Raw genomic sequence first — 17,013 nt, forward strand, 5'->3', positions numbered from 1 at the left:
ATGGCCGGTCCGGTGCAGGTGTCGGTCAAACTATTCGGTCTGACCAAGAGCCTGGCCAGGAACCAGGCCGATCTGGTCTTTACGTTGAACGGCGACCGGAAGGTCCGCGACCTGGTCGGGTTGATCGACGCGCAGTATCCTGCGATCGGAGAGTTGATTCTGAAAAAGAAGGTCCTGGTGTCGGTGAATCAGGACGTCGCTCACGAGGAGACGGAACTCAATACGGGCGACGAAATTGCCCTGTTGCCACCGTTTGCTGGTGGAGCACCTCCAATGGAACCAAACGGACAGACCGTGGTGGCCGACGACGAGGCCCTGCTCGTTCGCGTCCAACGCGAGAACTTTTCCATCGACGCGGAACTCGACCGCGTGCGCCGCCGGTCCAAACGGATCGGCGGGATTACCGTGTTTCTGGGCACCGCGCGCGACCGTTCGAAGGGGCGGGATGTGAGCGGTATCACCTTCGAACATTATGAAGGGATGGCGCAGAAGAAGCTGCGCGAGATCCGCGAGCGGGCGCTCAAGGATTTCGACATCATTGAATTGCTGATCGTCCACCGCTACGGTCCGATCGAGATCGGCGAGAACATCGTGTTGATCATCGCCGGAGCCGAGCACCGAGCCGATGCGTTCCGCGCCTGCAAGTGGGCGATCGACGAATTGAAGCAGATCACTCCGATCTGGAAGTTGGAGCAGACTCCTGAGGGGGAGGTCTGGGTCGAGGAACATCCATAAGCGCGAGTGCGGCGTCGATCGTCATTCGTCATGGGAGCAGTCTGAAACGTGAGTGAGCCGGTATCCGAGAGGCAGTTGGTGCCGACGGTGAACGATACCTTCGGCCGGCCGTTGCGCAGCTTGCGGCTGTCCGTGACCGACCGCTGCAACCTCCGCTGCAAGTACTGCATGCCGGAGGAGGACTACGCCTGGCTGCCCCGCGAGACGGTGCTCTCGTTCGAGGAGATGGCGCTGCTGACCCAGGCCTTTACGGGGCTGGGGGTCGATAAGGTCCGGATTACGGGCGGGGAGCCGTTGCTGCGGCGCAACCTGCCGCTTTTGATCCGCATGCTTCGGCAGAATCATCAGATCAAGGACCTGGCGCTGACGACCAACGGCATTCTCATGGCGGAGCAGGCGGAGCTATTGTACGAGGCCGGCCTGGATCGGGTCACCGTCAGTTTGGATACCTTGCGGCCCGAGCGCTTCCGCGCGCTGACTCGCCGCGATCTGTTCCATCAGGTGCTGGAGGGCATCGATGCGGTGAACCGGACCGGCTTTCCGAACCTGAAGATCGATACGGTGGCGATGAAGGGGTTCAATGACGACGAGATCGTGTCCTTGATCGAATACGGCAAGGCCGTCAAGGGCGAAGTGCGGTTCATCGAGTATATGGACGTGGGCGGCGCGACCGATTGGTCGATGAGCAAGGTGCTCTCGCAGGCGGAGATTCTTCAGATTCTGACCAAACACTATGGGCCGATCACGCCGATCCGGGAAGACTCCTCCGCCCCCGCGCAGCGCTTTTCCTTGCCGGACGGGACGATCTTTGGCATTATTGCCTCCACGACGGTTCCCTTCTGCGCTACCTGCGACCGGAGCCGGCTGACCGCCGACGGCATGTGGTATCTCTGTCTCTATGCCAAGCAGGGATTCGATCTGCGCGTCCCGTTGCGCCGGGACGGGACGTTGGAGACGATCCAGGCCCTCATCACCTCCGTCTGGGAAGCCCGCCGCGACCGGGGCGCCGAGCAGCGGAAGGCCTTGGAAGAGGAGGGGCTCCGCGACTTGCAACTGATCGATGTCTCCCGTCTGCGTGAAGATCCTCACCTTGAAATGCATGCCCGCGGGGGCTGACGCGCAACGAACGTCCTGCCGGTTTCCGGTCCGGCACGAGATCCGGCGCCGTTCTCGTTCACATGTCTGATTTTCACTTCCTGACCATGTTGGGGTTGGGTTTTGTCCTGGGGTTTCGCCATGCCCTGGATGCGGACCATGTGGCGGCCGTCTCGACGATGCTGGCGCGGTCGTCGTCGGTCTGGCGCTCCGGGCTGGTGGGCCTCTCGTGGGGCGTCGGGCATACGGTGATGTTGCTGGCGGCTGGCACCGTCATGATGGCCTTCCAGGTGGCGATCCCCGAGCCGGTGGCGCAGGCGCTCGAAGGGGTGGTCGGCCTGATGCTCATCATCCTCGGTGGCTCGCTCGCGTGGACGCTCTACGCCGAGCGATGGCATTGGCACAGCCACGAACATGACGGCGCGCGCCATCTGCACATCCACCACCATCACCGCAGTCCGGACCATGATCACCTGCATTGGTGGAACGGGGCCTGGAAACCCTTTGCCGTCGGCATGGTCCACGGACTGGCCGGATCGGCCGCTCTGTTGCTGCTGGTCCTCTCTAATGTCGGGACGTTGGGGCAGGGGCTGGCCTATATTGCGGTCTTTGGTGTCGGGTCGATTCTCGGTATGATGGTGACCGGTGCGCTGATCAGTATGCCGATGGTGTACGCCGGGTCCTGGGGAGCCTGGGGACCGGTCGCGCAGGTGGTGGTGCGGGGCATGGTGAGTCTTGGCACGGTCGGCGTCGGCGCGGTCATGGTCGCGCAGGCCGGATTCGTGAGCCTGTAAGCGGCGAGACCCGTTTCGACGTGGGCTGGCGCGCAATCTACCTCTGAGGGACGTGTCCAATGGCGTGGTTCAAGAAGCAGAAGACGACGGTTGAAGAGCCTCCGCGAAAGCCGAAAACGGCGGAAGGCATGTGGCTCAAGTGCAACCACTGCCGCGAGATCATTTATCGCAAGGAGGTGGAGCGGAACCATCGCGTCTGCCCCAAGTGCGACTACCACTTTCCGATCAGCGTGCTCGAACGGATTGCCTTGCTTATCGACGTCGGCACGTTCAAGGAATGGGATACGGACCTGGAGGCGCAGGACCCCTTGCAGTTCCAGGATCAACGGTCGTACAAGGACCGGCTTAAGGCCCAGCAGGACAAGACCGGCCGCAAGGACGCGCTCGTCACGGGCGAAGGGCTCATCCATGGACGGAAGGCCGTCCTCTGCGTGTTCGACTTCGGGTTCATGGGCGGCAGCATGGGGTCGGTGGTCGGGGAGAAATTCTGCCGCGCGGTGGATCGCGCCATTGAACAGAAGCTGCCGGTCATCCTGGTCACCTCGTCGGGCGGCGCGCGGATGCAGGAAGGCACCTTGTCGCTGATGCAGATGGCCAAGACCTCGGGCGCGGTGGCCAAGCTCCATGAAGCCCGGTTGCCCTTTATCTCGGTCCTGGCCGATCCGACCTTCGGCGGGGTGACCGCGAGCGTCGCGATGCTGGGCGATGTGATTCTGGCCGAACCGAAGGCCCTGATCGGATTCGCCGGACCCCGCGTGATCGAACAGACGATCAAGCAACAGTTGCCCGACGGCTTTCAACGCGCCGAATTTCTGCTCGAACACGGCATGATCGACCGCATTGTCGAACGCAAGCAATTGAAAGACACCCTGGCTACCCTGATCGGACACTTGTAACCGGCGTCTCCCTGTTGCGATGCCGTCCTCCTACGCCTCCTCGGTCGCCTTCCTCTACGGGCTCCAACGACATGGGATCAAACTCGGCTTGGAGACCATCCGGTCGTTGCTGGCGGCGCTGGAGCATCCGGAACGCCGGTTTCCTTCGCTCCATATCGGCGGCACCAACGGGAAGGGGTCCACCGCGGCGATCGTGGCGTCGGTGCTCGCCGCGGCCGGCTATCGCGTCGGACTGTACACGTCGCCTCATCTGGTGGACTTCCGCGAACGCATCCGGGTCAACGGCGAGCTGATTGCCGAGGACCGGGTCGCGGCCCTGACCGATGATCTCCGTGCGGCCTGCCCGCCCGGGCTGAGTCCCACGTTCTTCGAGTTCACAACGGCCATGGCCTTCCGGCATTTCGCGGATTCGGCGGTCGATGTGGCCGTGCTGGAAGTGGGGCTCGGCGGCCGGTACGACGCGACCAACGTTGTCACGCCGCTGGTCTCGGGCATTACCACGGTCTCGTTCGACCATGAGGAGTTCCTCGGCCATGATCTGCCCTCGATCGCGTTTGAGAAGGCCGGCATCATCAAACCGCTGGTCCCGGTCGTCACCGGATCGCTGCCGAGCGAAGCCGCGCGGGTGGTTGAGATGGTCGCCAAGGAGCAACAGGCGCCGCTGTTGCGGCTGGGAAAGGACTATTCGATTCTCGGGCGGCATCCGGGGGACTGCCGGTTCAGCGGCCGCCGGTGGCGGTTCACGGGTTTGTCCTGTCCCTTGCAGGGAACGCATCAATTGGATAATCTCGGCTGCGCGCTCATGATGATCGAGTCGGCCGCGGAACGCGGGTTGGCGATCTCCGAGCAGGCCGTGCGGCACGGAGTCCGCGGGGTCGAATGGGAAGGGCGCCTCGAAACGGTCGGGCAAGAGCCGATGCTGCTGTTGGACGGGGCGCATAATCCGGCCGCGGCGGAAGCCTTGAGCGACTATCTCCGGCAACTGCGCGCGCGCCCGGAACACCCGGATCGTTCGGTCATTCTCTTGATCGGCATGATGCGCGATAAAGACCATTCCAGATTTCTCCGCGCCCTGCTCCCGCTGGCCGATCAGGTCGTGCTGACCCAGGCCGGTCTGGCCCGTTCCGCGCCGGTCGAGACCCTGCGCGCGGCGATCCCGCCGGGCGGGCCGCCCGTGCAAGTCGAGCCGGCCGTGGCCGACGCGCTGGCGCTCGCGCGGCGCCTGGCCCGTCCGTCGGACATCATCTGCGTGACCGGTTCCCTCATGATCATCGGAGAGGTGAAGGCTTTGCTGCGTGGCTCCGCTCTGTCGCCGCTCCGGGGTTGACATGAGGGATTTCCCTCAGTCGGTGGTCTGGGTCCTCTGGCTCCTCTGTCCGCTCCTGGCCATCCTGTCCGCCCATTCCGCTCCGGCTCAACCGATCGCGGCCTCCAGCGTGGCGACGAGCGGCTCGGCCAATTCGCGCGTCGAGGTCACGGGCGATCGGATCGAATACCTCCAGGAAGTGGACACCTATCAGGCCGACGGGTCGGTCGTGATCCTCTATGGCGATCAACGCCTCACGGCTGATCATGTCACCATCCATGCGCTCACGGGCCACGTCATCGCCACCGGCAACGTCCATTTGGTCGGGCCGGTGTCGGAAGTCTGGGGCGAGCAATTGCGGTTGGACATCAATACGGAAGGCGGCCTGGTCGCCAACGGCCAGGTCCATTTCAAGCAAACGAACACGTTCGCCACCGGACGTCTGTTGCAGCGCTATTCCGAAAGCCATTACCGCATCAAAGAGGGGTCCTTCACCAACTGCGATGCCAAGGACGGGGAGGTGCCGGCCTGGCGGTTTACGTTCCAGGATCTGGATCTCGACACGAGCGACAGTTTGGCCATGAAGGGGGCGTGGTTTTGCGTGTTGGACCACAAGCTCTTGCCGTTGCCGACCTTGACCTATCCGGTCAGCTACCGCAAGACGGGGTTCCTGATCCCCTCGCCGACGTTCGACAATCGCTTCGGGTTGGGCATGCAGGTCCCGTTCTTTTGGGCGATCAATCCCAGCCAGGATCTGCTCATCACGCCGAATTACTACAGCAATCTGGGCTATGGGTCGGATTTTGGTTATCGCTACATCCTGAACCGGCAATCGCGGGGCCAGTGGCTGGCGAGCGTCTTTCAGCAGGAGCAGCTCCCAAAGGTATCGGGTGTGCAGGAAGCAGGGGCGGATGTCCGGCGCATCCGCGGCCTGCTCAGCGGCAACCATGTGCAGCAATTCGATCAGGATCTCCGGATGATCGCGCAGGTGTTCTTCGTGTCGGACCCCGATTATCTCCAGCAACTCAGCAATTCGGGCGTCGCGCGGGCCTTGCCAAGCGGGGAGTCGAACCTGCTGACCACCCAGCGGTGGGGAACCGGCAATCTGTATCTGCTCGGGCAATATCTCCAGCCCTTGCAGTCCGGCGGCAGCGACACGTTCCAGCGCCTGCCCGAACTCGGCTACAGCATGGCGAATACGGCGACCCCCCTCACCGGGCCGCTTCAATTCAACATGGATACGGGCATGACCTATTTCTACCGGGACGAGGGATTTCATGTCGGCCGCGCCACCATCATGCCGGGCTTGACCACCGACACGTTGAACCTCGGCCATGTCGTGGGGCTCACCCCGCAAGCCAAGTTTCTGGAATCCTATTACTCGCGCGGGGCGGTCGAGGATGTCTCGGTGCAGCGCCAGACCTTCTGGGCGGCGCTGGAGGCCAAGTCGCGGCTCACGAAACGGTATGGGACGGGCGACGGCACCAGCATGCTCCACACGATCGAGCCCCAGGTGATCTACGAATACGTGCCGGCCTCGGATCAGTCCCAGATCGCTCAGATCGACCAATTGGACGATTTGCCCAAGAAAAATCTGGTGACCTATGCCGTGCGCAGCCGATTGCTGGAGAACAAGCGCTCCGGCAGCGCCTTCAACTGGCTGGATCTGATGATTGCGCAGAGCTACCACGTCGGAGCGGTGCAAACCAGAGCACGGGATTTCACGCCGGGCGCGCCCCCGACGCTCGGCACGATCACCCAACCGTTGTTTCCCGCCACCACCACGGTCGACGGCCGGAAATTTTCCGATCTGTGGATCCGGGCGATGATCGGCAACAACACCCCGGAATTCATCCCCGGTCTGACCCCGAACACGATCGATATCTGGTCGCGCCACTATTCGTTGAACCAGTACCTCACGGTGGACGCCTTCGTCGATCCCTATAAGGGAACCTTGAGCCAGTTCAACACCGATTTCCGGGTGCAGAACAACAATGCCTGGTATATCGAGGTCGGCCAGCGCTATGCCCGCGAGGGCAATCTCGTGCGCCGCGGGGACATCTGGAATCCGATTTCATTCAACGAGGTCTATGCGCCGACGTCGGAGATTCAGTTCGTCACGGCCATGGCGGCCGTGCGCCTGTCGCAGGGATGGACGGTCGGGGCCCGCGGCTATTACGACCTGAAAAACGGGCGGAGTCCGGAGTACGATGTCGTCGGGATGTACCAGAACCCATGCAAGTGCTGGTCGCTCGGGATGTGGTACCTGCAGTTTCCCGACCGCGTGCAGTACAACGTGGTGCTCAGCCTGACGGGAATCGGATGGACGGAGAACTTCGGCACCGCGGTCCTGAAGACCATTCTCTCGCCGATCATGATCGGCGAGCGAGGCCTGCCCTGGGCGGCGGTGGGAGGCCCCTACGGTCGCATGCAGCCGGCCGGACAGTCCGGCGCCTCTGCCATCAAATGACCGGCGCGACGGCCTGCCCACTGGCCTGAGGGAGCAATCTATCTTCTGCCGCAAGGTGAAGCGCGCGAAGCAAGGAGGAGCGGGATATGTTTGTCAGAAAAGGGAAACGGGCGGTGGGACGAATAGCGCTGGGAGCGTTCCTGTGGCTCTGTTCGGCCTGTTCGAGTCTCCCGGGAACGACCCTGCCTTCCGAGTCGGCCTCTCCTCATCCCCACCTCCGCCACGCCCGTCTGTACCTTGCCGCTGCGGACTATCGGCGTGCGATCGACGCCTGTCTGGAAGAGGTTCGCGCGCGGCCCTCCGTGGCGAGTTACGTCTATCTCACGTACGTCTATCATGCCTTGGACGCATACCTGGACGATTTGGCCAAAAAGGACCAGTGGGTCGGCATCGAACAACTCGCGCTCAGCCTAGCCGGCGACCGGCCGGAGCAGTTGTTGGATCCTCCCGACATCCTGGCTCGTGTGGCGAAGGAACTGATCCATACGAGTGTTCAGAAACAGTCCGACATCACGGCCGCGATGGCCTCCCGGTTGGATGCGGCGGAAGTCAGGCGCCTCTGGGAAGAACAGACGGCCTGGCGGCGCGCGCATCCGCAGGATTGGTGGCGGTCTGCCCCCGAGGCGTGGCGTTGGGACAGTCCGTAGCGACGGTCCCGCCGTTGACAGCCGAGCGACGGGGAGATTAGGATGCGTGAGTGTCTCGCTCGCGCGAGCGTTGCCGCAGAGATGATTGTAAGGTGACTGCGTAACCGAAGGAGGCCGTCCGGTGGCTGGCTTAGCGCTGAAAGTCGATGATAAGAACTGGGAAGCCGAAGTGATCAACGCGCCGGAACTCGTCATGGTCGATTTCTGGGCGGTGTGGTGCGGACCCTGCCAGATGGTGGCGCCCATCGTGGATGAGCTGGCCCAGGAATATGCCGGTCGGGTGCGGGTTCGAAAGCTGAACACGGATGAAAACCCGGAAATTGCCGGCCGCTATCAGATCATGAGCATTCCGACCATTCTGTTTTTCAAGAACGGTCAATTGGCCGAGCGTCTGGTTGGCGCCCGTCCCAAGCGACAGTTCAAGGACGTGATCGATTCGTTGTTGGCGAAGCCCTCCGCGACCACCTGACCGCTCGTCGTGGTTCACCCTCATCGGGGTTCATGCTCAGCGAGTTGCGAGTTGCCAACTTTGCGCTGATCGAGCAACTCCAGCTCACTCTTCCGCCAGGATTCGTCGTGCTGACCGGTGAAACCGGGGCCGGCAAATCCCTTCTCATCGATGCGATCGCGCTGCTGCTCGGCCAGCGGGCGGCGGCGGACCTCATCCGGACCGGAGCGGAGGAGGCCGAACTGGAAGCCGCCTTTTCTCTCTCCGATCCCCACCCGCTCGTTCAGCACCTTCGTTCGCTCGACCTGCTCGGTTCCCAGGAGACGGAGCTGATCGTCCGGCGCGTCCTCTCCCGGTCGGGCCGGAGCCGGACCTATGTGAACAGCCGCCTGGTGCCGCTTCAGTACCTGGAACAACTCTCCGGGGTGCTCGTGGATATTCACGGGCAGCACGAACAGCAGTCCCTGCTACGTCCGGCCATGCAACTGGCCGCAGTGGACGCCTTTGCATCTCACGATCATCTGCGGGGACAATATAAGCGGGCCTTCGAGCAGTGGCGTCTGGCGCGCCGGATAGCGACGGAGGCGGAAGCCCAGGCCCTGGATCTCCGGCAGCGAGAAGAGCTGCTGCGGTTTCAGGCTAAAGAAATTCAGGATGCGGCGCCGTCGCCTGAAGAGGATCGGGAGTTGCTTGAGGAACTCCAGCGGCTCCGCCATGCGGACAAGCTCCAGAGCCTCTCCGAGGCCGCATACCAGATTTTGTATCAGGCTGATGGGGCGGTGCTGGGACAACTGGCGATGGTGGAGCGGCAGGCGCAAGAGCTGGCCGGAATCGACCGGACAACCGCGGACTGGCTGCCCGAGATCCGTACGGTCAAGGTCAAGCTGCGGGACCTGGCCGATGAAGTTCGGCGGTATCGGGACCGGATCGCCGCCGATCCGTCGAAACTGGCCGAGGTGGACGATCGGTTGGCCCTCTTGGAGCGTCTGAAAAAGAAATACGGCGGCACGCTGGAGGCGGTATGCCGGAAAGGCGACGAGCTGCTGGCAGCCCTCTCTCTGCTGGATCATTCACAGGATCGGCTGCACAACCTGCAAGAGGATGAGCGGCAGGCCTTCCAAGAAGTCCGCCGGCTCGCAGATCAGTTGTCGGCCGCCCGGGAACGCACGGCCGCTCTCCTGGAAAGTCGCCTCCAACGGGAGTTCACGGATCTTCAAATGCCGCACGCACGGTTGCAGGTCAAGATCGAACGGAACGACGGCGACGAGCTCTTCGACCCGGCCGGCCAGGATCGGGCTGAATTTCTCTTTTCGGCCAACAAAGGGGAACCGTTGCGTCCCCTGGCGCGGGTGGCGTCGGGCGGGGAGTTGTCCCGGGTCATGCTGGGGCTCAAGACGGCGTTGGCCGCGCACGATACCGTTCCAACGCTGATCTTCGATGAGATCGACGCCGGCGTCGGAGGAGCGGCAGCCGAGGCGATCGGCCGGCGGCTCAGGGCGCTGGCGGCCTATCACCAGGTGTTGTGCGTCACACATCTCCCGCAGGTCGCGTCGCAGGCCCACGCGCATGTTCTGGTGGAAAAGCAGGCCAGGAATCGGAGGACACAGACCTCGGTCAGGCTCCTGGATGCGGGATCGCGGGCCGAGGAGATCGCCAAGATGTTGGGAGGCCAGACGGTCACGTCGACGATGCGTCGGGCTGCGGCGGAGTTGTTGAAACAGGGCGGGCAGGCCGAGTCGGACTGATCTGATCGTTATGGATCAGGAGCGGAGATAGGGACATTGGCCAGAGCCAGCGCCGGAAGAGAGGTTTTACATTCGCTGACGACCTGGGCAAACATGGTTGCCAGGCGCGGGTCGAAGTGAGTATGGGCCTGCTGGACGACGTAACGGATGGCGTCGTCGATCGGGAGCGGCGTAGCGCTCGGGCCGTCGGAGGTGATGCGGTCGAACTCTTCAGCGATCCCCACGATGCGGGCCAGCAGCGGAATGCCTTCTCCTTGCAGTCCGTGCGGAAATCCCTTCCCGTCGTACCGTTCGTGATGATAGGAGATGATCTGCCCGACCTCGGCCGGAATGCCGAGCGACAGGACCATCCTGGCGCCGATTTCGGTATGGCGCCCCAGCCGTTCCGCTTGCGCAGTCGTTTGCTCCGAGGTTTGAGCCGCTTCCATCCCGATCATGCCCAGGTCGTGGAGAAACGAGCCCAAGGCCAGGGATTTCTGCTCCGCCGGAGTCAGACTCAAACGGTTTCCGAGCAGCGTCGCGTAGAAGCTGACGCGGCTGGAATGATTCAGAAGGTTCCGGTCTTTGGCTTCCAGCAGGCTGGAGAGCAGCGGCACCAAATCGGCATAGTCCCCTGACTCAATTCGCCTCTCAGTCTTGTGCTTCGTCAAGGCCTGATAATTTTCCCGCAGCCGGACCCAGGCCTGTGCGGCCTGATCCTCTGATTGCCAGAGCGCCTGGCTGCCTGCGAGGAAGGCCCGGAGGAAATCGAGACGCTTTTTCTTGTCCAGCGTTTGGTTGATCAGCGTGATCAGCTCGGTCACGTTGAAGGGCTTGAGCAGGTATCCCGCCGCCCCGTGACGAATGCCGTCCATGGCGGATTTCAAGCTTCCATAGCCGGTGATGATGATCACTTCGATGTCCCGATAGAGCTGCTTGATGTCCTGCAAGAGATCAAGGCCCTGCCGGTCGGGAAGCTTCTGATCCAAGGTGATGAGATCGATGCGGTGCTCTTGAAGGAGGCGGAGCGCGTCGCGCGCGCAATCGGCCGATTGGACATTGAAGAAGGGGCGCAGGATGACTTTGAGGGCGTCTCGGGGACCGGCTTCGTCGTCGACGACTAAAATCGTAGGTTTGTCCGTCTGCGAGGGGTCCTGGTTGAAAGGCATAGGTAGGTGTGTAGTGGTAATCGCCTAAAATGTCAAGCAATTCACAGGCCCTGAACGGTGAATGCTGTGGACAAGAGAAAGCTCGTAGGTGGGTTTATGACATGGTGTCGTTGACATTCTACCATATATAGTGGGGTCAGGCCATGGGGTGCTTGCATATAGGCGCGAGGCAGTCCTTTCAGATCGAGCCATGATTCTGACAAAAATGAATATCCTGTGAAAAGATTGTGGGCCGGCTGTGTGAACGGATGTGGAGGGAGCTCGTGGTTATTCCTGCGTCATCGATGGAGGGTCAGAAGCGGCGGGGACCGTCTCCGGACGTGAAATGCCGAGAGTGTCCATTCGGTACTTGAGCATGCGCCGGCTGATGCCGAGCAGCGTGGCGGCATGAGTCTGCACGTAATTGGTCCGGCGCAGCGCGTCCAAAATGATGTCCTTCTCGAAATCCATGACGGCCTTTTCCAGCGACACGCGTCCCGACAAGATATCCTCGCGGAGCGTGCTGGATTTGGTGTCGGACTTCAGCGAGTTGGGGAGGTGGTCGGGCATGATCGCGGCCCCTTGGGACCAGAGCACGGCCTGCTCGATGACGTTTTGCAGCTCGCGCACGTTGCCGGGCCAGGGATAGCGGCAGATTAACTCCAAGGCTTCCTTGGAAAAGTCCTGTGGGGGGCGCTTGTCTTCCTCGTTGCGCTTGCTCAGAAAATGCTTGGCCAGCAACGCGACGTCTTCTCCGCGCTCGCGCAGCGGCGGGAGGTACAGGGAGATGACGTTGATGCGGTAGTAGAGATCCTCGCGAAACGTGCCGCGCCGCACCAATTCGTCCAGGCTCTTGTTCGTGGCCGCCACGATCCGGACATCCACCTTAATCGGTTGCACGCCGCCGATCCTCGTAAATTCTCGCTCTTGAAGAACTCGAAGCAGTTTGGCCTGCGTGGTCGGGCTCAAGTCCCCGATCTCGTCCAGGAATAACGTGCCCGTATGGGCGAGCTCGAACTGGCCGACGCGGCGGGCGGTGGCGTCGGTGAACGACCCCTTTTCATGTCCGAAGAGTTCGCTTTCGATCAGGGTCTCGGGCAAGGCCGCGCAGTTCAGCGCGACGAACGGGCGGTCCCGGCGGGCGCTGTTGTAATGGAGCGCCCGCGCAACCAGTTCCTTGCCGGTGCCGCTTTCCCCGGTAATCATCACGGTGGTCCGGCTGTCGGCAACCTGCTCGATCTTGGAATAAATCTCCTGCATCGCCGAGCTTTTTCCGATCAGATTGTGAAACCCGTACCGGTGAACCACTTGGGCGCGCAGGTATCGGACTTCGCGCTCCAGTTCCTGGTTTTCCAGGGCCTTGGCGATGATGATGCGGAGTTCGTCGATTTCGAACGGTTTCGAAATGTAATCGGCGGCGCCGAGCTTCATGGCGTCCACGGCCGTCTTTACGGCTTTCGTGCCGGTGAGCATGATGACCGGGACCGAACGGTCTTCCGCTTGCAATTTCTCGAGCACGGCAAGGCCGTCCATTCCGGGGAGGATCACGTCGAGCAGCACGAGATGCGGACTTTCGCGCCTGAACAGGTCCAACCCTTCCTGCGCATCCGCGGCCTGGAGCACCTCATAGGTCGGCTCCAACACCATCTTGAGCGACGTGCGGACCCGTGGCTCATCGTCAACGATCAGAATGCGTCTCTTCATATCATGTCGGCTCGTGTGACGAGGGGTGTTGGAAACCTTTGCGGTCCGTGGGCGGCCGACTCTCCGGAGGGGGGACGAACCCCGCGCGTCACTCCGGGTTTTACCTCAGCACCGGAGGAAGTATACACGGAGGTTCCGCTTTCAGCCAGTGGAATTCGGCTTCCGGGCGGTCGCGACGTGAAGGTGATGGGCCAGCGCGGGTTCGACCGCCGGCAGGCGGCCTCCCGCGGTTTCGAGCAGCAATTCCACCTGACGAGGCGTGAACCGCCGCAGCACTCCTTCCAGATAACTGCGTTGGAATTCGCCGAATGCCCGGAGTAATACGCTGCTCGACGGTCCCGCGCCGGGCGCGCGTCCGGAGAGCTGATGTCGGTACCAGGCTGACAAATCCGCGGCGGGCTGAAGGCACAACAGAACCAGCCGGCCGCCGGGAACCAAGACGCGCATGCATTCCCTGAGTGTCGACAGCGGGTCGGCGAAGTGCCCGAGCACAATATGGCAAAACACCGCGTCATAGCTGTTGTCGGAGAGGGGAAGCGGACCGCCGAGGTCGCCAAGGCAGAAGGACGGCGCCAAGGATCGATCCGCGGGCCAGGGTCGGGCGGATTCGCGGGACAGTTTGGCCTGGATGGACAAGAGAGTCTGGCGGCTTTGGATCAGCCCATCGCAATGAAAGTCCAGACCTGTATAGGCCGGGCCATCCAGCCCGGCTGGACCGAGCGTTCGCTGGCGGTACGCGTGGTGCGTCAGGAGAAACGTGCCGAGGTGGCCGCTGGCGTCGCCGATGCACAGCAGCCGGCATGTGGAATCCAGAGGGGCCAGCAACTGGCAGGATCGTTCGAGCAGTTTCCAGTAGTCGGGAAGATTGAGGAGCGGGCGCGAATGGGTCGCGAAGTCGTTCCAGTTGCGGGCCCGCTCGGCGGACGAGCGACGGTGCAGGCACCGGACTCGCGTCAGTTCCAGCCCCGTCTCGAGCCGGAGGTCCTGAGTCGGCATGGGAACCAGCCGGCCCGCCTGCGGCGCGCGCGAGCCCTCCGTCAGACAAAATCGTGCGATCCTGTCGAACCAGTTGTCCGGACGGAGCGGTTGCGCGGGCGCCCCCGTGATCGGTTCCGCGAGAAAGGTCACAAAACGACAGGCCTCGCCGAGCGCCGCGCGGATCCGGTCCAGGATGTCCCGGTGCGCCGCGGCCTCTTCGAGCGGCGCAAAGATGCCGGTCGGTGCTCGAAGCCCTTCCAGATCATCAAGGAAATCATGGACGCCGGCCAAGCGCGACAAGATCGCGTCATGGATGAAACGCTCGGCGATGACGTTGAGGCCGAAGATGGTTCCCGTTTCGAAGTCCGGCTTATGCGCCTGCATCGGATCGATGTCGGTGTGCTGGAGCCGATGCAGCTCCTCGTCCAGGTCCAACGGCACATGGAGCAGCAGGAGCCCGGCCAGGCGGGAATAATCCTTGAGGCCTCTGGCCGCGATGCGCCCACCGATTCCATGGCCGATGACGAACAGGGGGCAACTGGGCCAGAATTCCGCCGCAAAATCGAGGACGGTCGTAAAATCCATGAGCATGTCGCTGAGCGTCGCGTGCGGCGCGGCGGCGTCGCTCTCTCCCACATGGTTCGTGCAATCGTAACGAAGCACCTGCATGCCCTGGCCGGCGAGGTAGTAGGCCAGTTCCACGTACTGTTCCTTGGGATGAGCAAAGCCTGGCGTGATGATCACCAGCGGGGAGAGGGCCAAGCGGCTGTGGGGGGCATGATCGTGATACAGCGCGATTCGGCGGTCGTAGGGATTGATGCAGGATAAGAGGTCGGTGACGACATGCCGGACGGACCGTTGCCCGGCGTCATCCATGGCCGAGAGGACCTGTCGATTGACAAGCCGGAACAAGGCCTCCGCAGCCTCCTCAGGAATGGGTGTCGATCGCGCGCCATAGGTCCACTTGGCTTCCTGCTCAACGGAGGCTACGGCCGTCGACGGTTTCTCCCAGACGATCGTGATCGGCAGGGCGGCCGGATTATCCGATCCATGCGCCGCTCCACCGATCGGGCCGTTCGCGCCGATCAGCGGGAGCATGAGGTGAAACGGATTCTGCCATTTCGAAAGTGGCGTCGTGCTGCTGAAACCACATCCACCCAGGCTGATGTTCACGAGATCGAGAGAGACCGGCTCATTCCGGTGGCCGTCCTCGCGAGATGTGAGGATCGCCTGAAGTCTACAGGGCGTGCGAAAGTCCAGCCGGCGGTCGCCGTTTTCGATCGTCCAGGAAGCCTGGGACGATGGAGCCGGGGGCGGCGACGTCCGGAGGTCCCCGGTGATGACGATCTCCACCTTCAAACAGCCCGGTTCCTCCCGTAGGGCTTCCAGAAAGGACAGGAGCACGGCCCGCTGGATGTCTTCGATCGGGTCGAACAGGGCGCGTCCCGCGGATGGGCGGGCTGTATCGGCCAAGACCATCCCGGTCAGATGAAGAAACATGACGTCGGATGCCAGACGGATGGCAGCCCGGCCGGCCGGGACCGAGGTGGAGGATGTCGTAAGGTAAAACTGCAAGCCGGTCGCATCCAGAGTGGTCGTGATCCCGCTCACCGTCCCACCTTCGGATCGGATGTCGGTGGGTAATCGGTGAGCCGGGAGTTCTTGTTGGCGGAGGTCCGTGGGGGCTGTGTCCGGTGGTGAAACGAGAGGCTCGCTCGCCGCCGATTCAAACCGAGAAGCGGAGGGAAACTGGGGCACGGTCAGAGGCTCCGGCTTCAGCGGCTCGGCGCGGCGCGGCTCAGAAAGAGACAGGCGACGTTCTTCTTCGGCGACCAATCGGGTTTCGCCGGGCGCGCCCAGAAAGTGTTGGATTTTCTGCCACAACGTCTCGATGGTCTCCCAGGATGGATCTGGCTGCGCCTGTTGCTCGGCAGGCATCGGTGTGACCGAAGGCCCGATCGTGGGCCGGCCTGGGCGCGGTTGCCCCACGCCGCGAATCACGCCTAGGGTGCCGAGGAACATGTTGGAGGGTGCGTAAAGGCCCTTGGCGCTGACGGCGGCGTGCAGACGGGTACGAAGGACGCCCTTGCGAAATTTCGGCAAGAGATGGAGGTCGAGGCCGCGGGTGGCCCGCGCGCCGGCCCGCCGTTCATTGAACCGTTGCTCGGCATAGCGTCGCGAGTCGGCATCCAAGAGCTGGCTGTAGTGCCGGCCCAACAGCTCCTGCGTTCCGTATCCGAGCAGACGATGGACGGCGGGACTGATGTACGTAAATTCTCCTCCGCTGTTCAACTCGTAGAGAATCAACCCTGTGGACTCGGCGAACTGAAGGTACTGGCTGTAGGCCGGCTCGCGCATGGCGGGCCGCTCTTTATGGAGGAGCGCTTCCTGAACGGCTGACAGCAACTCGTCCCTGAAGTCGGGAGAATGTCTGAACAACACGGCATCGGCTCCGCTCTGCATGGCTTGCAACGGACTCAACACGAAGCGTTCCGCATGGAGCACGATCCCCGCCCCTGGCGCCTGCCCGCGCAGGGTGCGGACAAAGGAGAGCCCGGGAAACGCGCCATGATCGACATCGACGAGGATGACCTCCCATGTGAGTTTGCCCGCCCACTCGATGCTTTCCTCCAACGTGCGGACGGCCTCGATGCGACAGGCATCGTATTCTCGTCGAAGATCCTGCGTCAGGCGGATCGTCTGTTCGGCCGAATCGGCAATCAGCAGGACGTTTATCAACTGAAGCGAAGTCATCGGGCCTGTCCTGCCCCGACCGATCCGGCTGTGTGGAGAGCGATCAGGTCCTCGCCGGGTTCTGGATATGAGGTCGATGGCTGACCGGCGCAGGTCGGAGCATCCGGGCCAAGAGACGCTATCCGCTGTTGCATGGTACGGGCGCGAGGCTTCAGGGCTGGTTGTTTCACCCTTGAGGATTGCGCTCTTCGAGTGGCCATCGAGACCCTGCTCCCTTAGAGCCTGGATAACACAGTTCTTGTAGAGCGGGGAGATAACAGCTTGGGGGGGCTATCCTACTTGCGCAGGGCCAAAGAATCCACTGACCAGTGAAT

The 17,013-nt window shown here is 62.5% G+C and carries 12 protein-coding genes; 9 read left to right on the forward strand and 3 right to left on the reverse strand.

The window, feature by feature from the left end; genetic code table 11:
* The 9 genes from QWI75_RS09320 to recN all read left to right on the forward strand — a co-directional run bounded on the left by QWI75_RS09320 (position 1) and on the right by recN (position 10,136).
* Entirely contained in the window at positions 1-735 is a 735-nt protein-coding gene (locus QWI75_RS09320; protein WP_289268424.1) for a molybdenum cofactor biosynthesis protein, read from the forward strand.
* A gap of 48 nt (positions 736-783) precedes the next feature.
* Positions 784-1,851: a GTP 3',8-cyclase MoaA gene (gene moaA / locus QWI75_RS09325; RefSeq protein WP_289268425.1), complete on the forward strand. Its 1,068-nt coding sequence runs from the start codon at positions 784-786 to the stop codon at positions 1,849-1,851.
* Between the two features lie 62 nt (positions 1,852-1,913).
* Positions 1,914-2,624 carry a HoxN/HupN/NixA family nickel/cobalt transporter gene (locus tag QWI75_RS09330; protein WP_289268426.1) on the forward strand — a complete coding sequence of 237 codons (711 nt, stop codon included), beginning with the start codon at positions 1,914-1,916 and terminating at the stop codon, positions 2,622-2,624.
* A 59-nt stretch (positions 2,625-2,683) separates the two neighbouring features.
* On the forward strand, positions 2,684-3,520 hold the full coding sequence (accD, locus tag QWI75_RS09335) for an acetyl-CoA carboxylase, carboxyltransferase subunit beta (protein ID WP_289268427.1): 837 nt from the start codon (positions 2,684-2,686) through the stop codon (positions 3,518-3,520).
* 19 nt (positions 3,521-3,539) lie between these two features.
* A complete protein-coding gene (locus QWI75_RS09340; protein WP_289268428.1) occupies positions 3,540-4,847 on the forward strand; it encodes a bifunctional folylpolyglutamate synthase/dihydrofolate synthase in 1,308 nt (435 codons plus the stop codon).
* 1 nt (position 4,848) lies between these two features.
* On the forward strand, positions 4,849-7,296 hold the full coding sequence (locus QWI75_RS09345) for an LPS-assembly protein LptD (protein ID WP_289268429.1): 2,448 nt from the start codon (positions 4,849-4,851) through the stop codon (positions 7,294-7,296).
* An 86-nt stretch (positions 7,297-7,382) separates the two neighbouring features.
* Positions 7,383-7,943 carry a hypothetical protein gene (locus QWI75_RS09350; protein ID WP_289268430.1) on the forward strand — a complete coding sequence of 187 codons (561 nt, stop codon included), beginning with the start codon at positions 7,383-7,385 and terminating at the stop codon, positions 7,941-7,943.
* A gap of 121 nt (positions 7,944-8,064) precedes the next feature.
* Positions 8,065-8,412, forward strand: coding sequence for a thioredoxin (gene trxA, locus QWI75_RS09355; RefSeq protein ID WP_289268431.1), 348 nt, complete (start codon positions 8,065-8,067; stop codon positions 8,410-8,412).
* A 32-nt stretch (positions 8,413-8,444) separates the two neighbouring features.
* Complete coding sequence (recN, locus tag QWI75_RS09360) at positions 8,445-10,136, forward strand: DNA repair protein RecN (RefSeq protein WP_289268432.1); 1,692 nt, start codon at positions 8,445-8,447, stop codon at positions 10,134-10,136.
* Between the two features lie 8 nt (positions 10,137-10,144).
* On the opposite strand, the gene QWI75_RS09365 is transcribed toward recN, so the two are convergent.
* From QWI75_RS09365 to QWI75_RS09375, 3 genes are all read right to left on the reverse strand, one after another.
* The gene (locus QWI75_RS09365; RefSeq protein ID WP_289268433.1) at positions 10,145-11,284 is read right to left on the reverse strand and encodes an HD domain-containing phosphohydrolase; all 1,140 of its coding nucleotides are present in this window, start codon (positions 11,282-11,284) and stop codon (positions 10,145-10,147) included.
* Between the two features lie 267 nt (positions 11,285-11,551).
* Complete coding sequence (locus QWI75_RS09370; RefSeq protein ID WP_289268434.1) at positions 11,552-12,967, reverse strand: sigma-54-dependent transcriptional regulator; 1,416 nt, start codon at positions 12,965-12,967, stop codon at positions 11,552-11,554.
* A 141-nt stretch (positions 12,968-13,108) separates the two neighbouring features.
* A complete protein-coding gene (locus QWI75_RS09375; protein WP_289268435.1) occupies positions 13,109-16,699 on the reverse strand; it encodes a serine aminopeptidase domain-containing protein in 3,591 nt (1,196 codons plus the stop codon).
* Positions 16,700-17,013: the final 314 nt, after the last annotated feature.

This window comes from Nitrospira tepida (assembly GCF_947241125.1).
Classification (GTDB): domain Bacteria; phylum Nitrospirota; class Nitrospiria; order Nitrospirales; family Nitrospiraceae; genus Nitrospira_G; species Nitrospira_G tepida.

Coding starts and splice junctions, on each gene's coding strand:
- QWI75_RS09320 (WP_289268424.1), top strand. CDS start 1: ATGGCCGGTCCGGTGCAGGTGTCGGTCAAACTATTCGGTCTGACCAAG.
- QWI75_RS09330 (WP_289268426.1), top strand. CDS start 1,914: ATGTCTGATTTTCACTTCCTGACCATGTTGGGGTTGGGTTTTGTCCTG.
- accD (WP_289268427.1), top strand. CDS start 2,684: ATGGCGTGGTTCAAGAAGCAGAAGACGACGGTTGAAGAGCCTCCGCGA.
- QWI75_RS09340 (WP_289268428.1), top strand. CDS start 3,540: ATGCCGTCCTCCTACGCCTCCTCGGTCGCCTTCCTCTACGGGCTCCAA.
- QWI75_RS09345 (WP_289268429.1), top strand. CDS start 4,849: ATGAGGGATTTCCCTCAGTCGGTGGTCTGGGTCCTCTGGCTCCTCTGT.
- QWI75_RS09350 (WP_289268430.1), top strand. CDS start 7,383: ATGTTTGTCAGAAAAGGGAAACGGGCGGTGGGACGAATAGCGCTGGGA.
- recN (WP_289268432.1), top strand. CDS start 8,445: ATGCTCAGCGAGTTGCGAGTTGCCAACTTTGCGCTGATCGAGCAACTC.
- QWI75_RS09365 (WP_289268433.1), bottom strand. CDS start 11,284: ATGCCTTTCAACCAGGACCCCTCGCAGACGGACAAACCTACGATTTTA.
- QWI75_RS09370 (WP_289268434.1), bottom strand. CDS start 12,967: ATGAAGAGACGCATTCTGATCGTTGACGATGAGCCACGGGTCCGCACG.
- QWI75_RS09375 (WP_289268435.1), bottom strand. CDS start 16,699: ATGACTTCGCTTCAGTTGATAAACGTCCTGCTGATTGCCGATTCGGCC.